We start from the raw sequence: 3,636 nt of genomic DNA, 5'->3' as shown, positions 1-3,636 counted from the left end.
GGCCGACCGGTGGCAGCTGGGTCCGCGCCTTTGAAGCCGAGTGCCTGAAGATCCAGTTCCTCGACAAAGGCGTCGACCACTCGCACCGGGTTGTCTTCGCCGATATAGTCATCAAGACATTCCGGCAACAGCGCGACCTGCTGTCGCTCTTCGCCTTCGATGAATCGCTTCATGGGCACCTCGCTTGGAACGGGTGCACCGATTTTATTTTTTGACGGGCGGGACTGGAAGTCTTTTCACACAGCCTCGGCCAAGACCAGACCTTCGCTGAAACCGACCATTCTTAAACTGGCGATCCCCTTCGCAGCCTGACGTCAACCCATGGACTTCTACGACGACCTCGCCCCGCTGTATCACCTGATGTTCCCCGACTGGAGCAACAGCATCCGGCGGCAAGGCGAGCAGTTCGACAGCGTCATCCAATCGGAATGGCCTGGGCATCGCACGGTGCTTGACGTTTCCTGCGGCATCGGCACCCAGACTCTTGCGCTTGCCGGGCGGGGCTACTCCGTCGTCGGGTCAGACCTGTCGACCAAGGAAATCGAACGTGCACGGCGCGAAGCGGACCTTCGCGGTTTGGCCGTCGATTTCAAAGTCGGCGACATGCGCACGGCCCATGAGAACCACGGTACAGGCTATGACCTCGTCATTTCGTGCGACAACTCGTGGCGCGTGTTCCTTCCGCCTACCTGCGTATCGACGCCATCGAGCACGCGCTGAAAACTGCGAGCGGGAGCGCTGAAGACGTGGGCCCAGCGGGCTACATCGTGGCCTACGAGCTGGCCAAGTCCAACCTCGCACTCGGCATGTCCGTGATCGCCGATTGCGTCAACCCGCTGTCGGTCACGCGTGAAGCGTGGCGGGCCGTGGCGGCGGAGACGTCGTCGCATCTGGTGGAGGTTGAGGTCGTCTGCTCTGACGTTGCGGAACACCGCCGGCGCGTGGAGAGCCGGGAAGCCGACATTGCGGGCTTTGCGCTGCCAAGCTGGGAGGCTGTGCTTCGGCATGACTACGAGGCTTGGGGGACGGAGCGCTTGGTGGTTGATTCGGCGCTTGTGAGTGCGGGTGAAGCGGCGGACTTGATCTGGCGGCGAGTGCGTGAGGGGTAGATCGACGCGGTCCCGGCTCGTCGATGCCCTCCTGGGCACCATCGACTCGGACTCGAGTTTGCGTTCGATGCCATCGCAAGTTCAGTCCCTCCACTCTTAACCAGAAGGTGATTTTTTGATCTCGGTACACCCAGCAAAATCGGATGAATGGAAGACCTATCGGGACATGCGTCTGCGGGCGTTGCTCGACTCCCCGGACGCATTCGGAAGCACGCATGAAGCAGAGGCCACGAGAACCGATGCGATGTGGTCCGCTCGAATTGCCGCGGCTACTTCGTCCGAGAAGGATCGTGTCCTCTTCGCGTTCAATCGCGACGACGCCTGCGGTCTGATCTGGTGCAAGTTGTCCAGTGATGAACCGGCTGTCACCGACTTGTTTCAGATGTGGGTCGATCCTGCATCGCGAGGAATGGGAGCCGGTCGAGCTTTGCTCAAGGAGGCGATTTCCTGGGCCAAGAGCGTTGGCGTGAAGCGCATTCGTTTGGGTGTCACTGTCGGAGATACGCCCGCGATGCACCTGTACACTGCTTGCGGCTTCCGCCCCGATGGTGCGTTGGAGCCGCTGCGGGAACACTCGAGTCTGATACTTCAGCCGATGAGCCTTGCTCTCGGACCTGTTGGATCGACGGACTGACTTCCGTCATCGGCCACCTTGCCCTCGTTTAAGCTCAACCGACAAAACGCTCTCTGAGGTTTCGCCATGCTCCAAATGCGCCCCGGGTGTGAATGCTGCAACCGAGACTTGCCGCCGGATTCAGCCGATGCCCACATCTGTTCTTTCGAATGCACGTTCTGCAGTGAGTGCGCAAGCGAACGCCTCGCAGGCACATGCCCGAACTGCGGCGGAGAGTTGCTTCCGCGCCCGTCGCGGCCGGCGGCCAAGCTTGAAAAGTTTCCGGGGTCGACCACACGGGTGTTCAAGCCTGAAGGTTGCGCGGCGGCGTCGTGAAGCGCCCTTCTCAACCCTGCCCCCTCGAAGACTGGTTGCAGCCAAAATCAGACCTACTCTAGACAAGGAACCACGTCTCGCCACGCGCGATCACTATCGACTGATGCTGGCCGAATCGATGCAAGGATGACCATGAACGACCCAACCGCACCACCCGATCCGTGGCCGCCTGCAGGCTGTCCGCCGCTGGCCTGGCCCAAGCTGTCCGATCCGATCGCTCGCAGCCGCTGGTACGGAGCCGTGATCCGTGCGTATGCGGCCCTGTGGCAAGACCATGTGAGCCAGGCATCGATCACTCCCTCCAGCAACGCCGAGTTGGACGACTTGGAAGCACGCCTCGGCTGCCCCTTGCCCGCACCGCTGCGCGAGTATCACCGCCAGTTCGGTGCGCTGTCGCTGGCAGAAAGCCTGTGCAGCGTCGGAGGCGGCCACACGCCGATCCAAGCGCTGCGCGATGCGTATCCAGGCATCACCGATATTGCCGAAGACCTACCCGAAGGCGACATCCTGCTCGCACTGGCCGACGAATTGATCGCTTTCAGCGACTATCTCGGCAATGGCAACATGTTCTGCTTTCGTCGAAACAGTGGCGAGGTCTACTATTTCGATCACGACGACGGAGAACCGCTGACACGCTTCTTCGCGTCCGTCGATGACTATCTCGACGCGTTGATGATCCGCTGCCTGGCAGAGATCCACGACGACGACGAGGGCGGCGAAACGCTGCTCAACCAGCGTTTCGGCGAGCCGCTCGTGCAAAAGTGGCTGTATTGACCTAGACCCAAAGGGTGTCGCCGTTGACGTATCGGGGCACACGCTGACGCCCAAGGCGGGAAGTTCAGAGGCGCTCCAACACCTGATTGCACAGCTCATTGCGCAAACCGAGTTGGGTGAGGTCTCATGTGGCGAACCGCCTCGAAAAGTCCGGAAAGAGGAACTCGAAGAGTGGCACCTGTTGATAGGGTCACCAGTCTTTAGATACCGCGTGAAGCAATGCCACTCAGGCGGCTGCCGGCCAACACCGGACCTTCGACGTCGCCGTCCAGTTTCTAATAGGCGAACTGCACCGAGTGCTTCCAGTCGCCGTCTTGGTCCTGGCTGATGATGTACGACGCGGAGCGCCTCATGACTGGTTATCGGTCTATATCCATATTCAACCTGGCGGCCTGCCTGTACTCGAACCGCCGAGCTGCGGGCAATTGCTGCGGGGCATGATAGGTCGCGGCGGTCTGCGCACCATGGAGAGGGTGAAGGGCTCGGCCTAGTTACCTGGGAATCTCTCGCGTTGGAGACGCTCGCCAGGCAAGCATTGGGAAAAATCAACATCTATCCACGAGTTCACAGTCTTGCCACTGGTGATAGTTCGCTGTTCGTTCATCACGAAGAGGATGTCCCCCTCTCCTGCTGGTATTCCAATGGACTCAAGATAATTGCCAGTCTCTTCTACCCGCGCATGTGTTAGATGCACTTGCGTGTCAATCGGGTGGGAGGATAAAAAAGCGCAGATTCTCGTTGCCTTCAGTTGAGCCTTAGCGGAGTTCGCAAGTTGCACCAGGCGTGCTCGTTCCTGTTCGGAGA

General features: G+C 60.1%; 7 protein-coding genes and 1 pseudogene. 6 read left to right on the top strand and 2 right to left on the bottom strand.

Annotation, left to right across the window (positions count from 1 at the left end; translation table 11 throughout):
* Nucleotides 1-173: pseudogene (locus tag AC1DXX_RS33105) on the bottom strand (IS5/IS1182 family transposase); the annotation flags it as partial.
* Here AC1DXX_RS33105 and AC1DXX_RS33100 point away from each other — a divergent pair.
* The 6 genes from AC1DXX_RS33100 (at nt 172) to AC1DXX_RS33075 (ending at nt 2,832) form a co-directional block, all read left to right on the top strand.
* The gene (locus tag AC1DXX_RS33100) at nt 172-312 is read left to right on the top strand and encodes a hypothetical protein (protein ID WP_478138433.1); all 141 of its coding nucleotides are present in this window, start codon (nt 172-174) and stop codon (nt 310-312) included. The pseudogene AC1DXX_RS33105 and the gene AC1DXX_RS33100 overlap by 2 nt on opposite strands.
* Before the next feature lie 9 nt (nt 313-321).
* A complete protein-coding gene (locus AC1DXX_RS33095; protein WP_478138432.1) occupies nt 322-720 on the top strand; it encodes a class I SAM-dependent methyltransferase in 399 nt (132 codons plus the stop codon).
* Between the two features lie 47 nt (nt 721-767).
* Complete coding sequence (locus tag AC1DXX_RS33090) at nt 768-1,109, top strand: P-loop nucleotide/nucleoside kinase family protein (protein ID WP_478138431.1); 342 nt, start codon at nt 768-770, stop codon at nt 1,107-1,109.
* A gap of 115 nt (nt 1,110-1,224) precedes the next feature.
* The gene (locus AC1DXX_RS33085) at nt 1,225-1,743 is read left to right on the top strand and encodes a GNAT family N-acetyltransferase (RefSeq protein ID WP_478138430.1); all 519 of its coding nucleotides are present in this window, start codon (nt 1,225-1,227) and stop codon (nt 1,741-1,743) included.
* Between the two features lie 66 nt (nt 1,744-1,809).
* Nucleotides 1,810-2,058 (top strand): DUF1272 domain-containing protein, encoded by a 249-nt coding sequence (locus AC1DXX_RS33080; protein WP_478138429.1) that lies wholly within the window; start codon nt 1,810-1,812, stop codon nt 2,056-2,058.
* A gap of 132 nt (nt 2,059-2,190) precedes the next feature.
* Complete coding sequence (locus tag AC1DXX_RS33075; protein WP_478138428.1) at nt 2,191-2,832, top strand: SMI1/KNR4 family protein; 642 nt, start codon at nt 2,191-2,193, stop codon at nt 2,830-2,832.
* A gap of 487 nt (nt 2,833-3,319) precedes the next feature.
* Here AC1DXX_RS33075 and AC1DXX_RS33070 read toward each other — a convergent pair.
* Nucleotides 3,320-3,636 (bottom strand): hypothetical protein (locus AC1DXX_RS33070; RefSeq protein WP_478138427.1); only part of this gene is annotated, 317 nt, incomplete at its 5' end.

Source organism: Variovorax sp. P4_B10 (assembly GCF_056402375.1).
Note: the sequence above shows the minus strand (reverse complement) of the source record. Positions and strands in the feature narration are given on the sequence as shown.

Excerpts from the sequence above, each read along its gene's own strand:
- AC1DXX_RS33100 (WP_478138433.1), top strand. The coding sequence starts at position 172 with ATGGGCACCTCGCTTGGAACGGGTGCACCGATTTTATTTTTTGACGGG.
- AC1DXX_RS33095 (WP_478138432.1), top strand. The coding sequence starts at position 322 with ATGGACTTCTACGACGACCTCGCCCCGCTGTATCACCTGATGTTCCCC.
- AC1DXX_RS33080 (WP_478138429.1), top strand. The coding sequence starts at position 1,810 with ATGCTCCAAATGCGCCCCGGGTGTGAATGCTGCAACCGAGACTTGCCG.
- AC1DXX_RS33075 (WP_478138428.1), top strand. The coding sequence starts at position 2,191 with ATGAACGACCCAACCGCACCACCCGATCCGTGGCCGCCTGCAGGCTGT.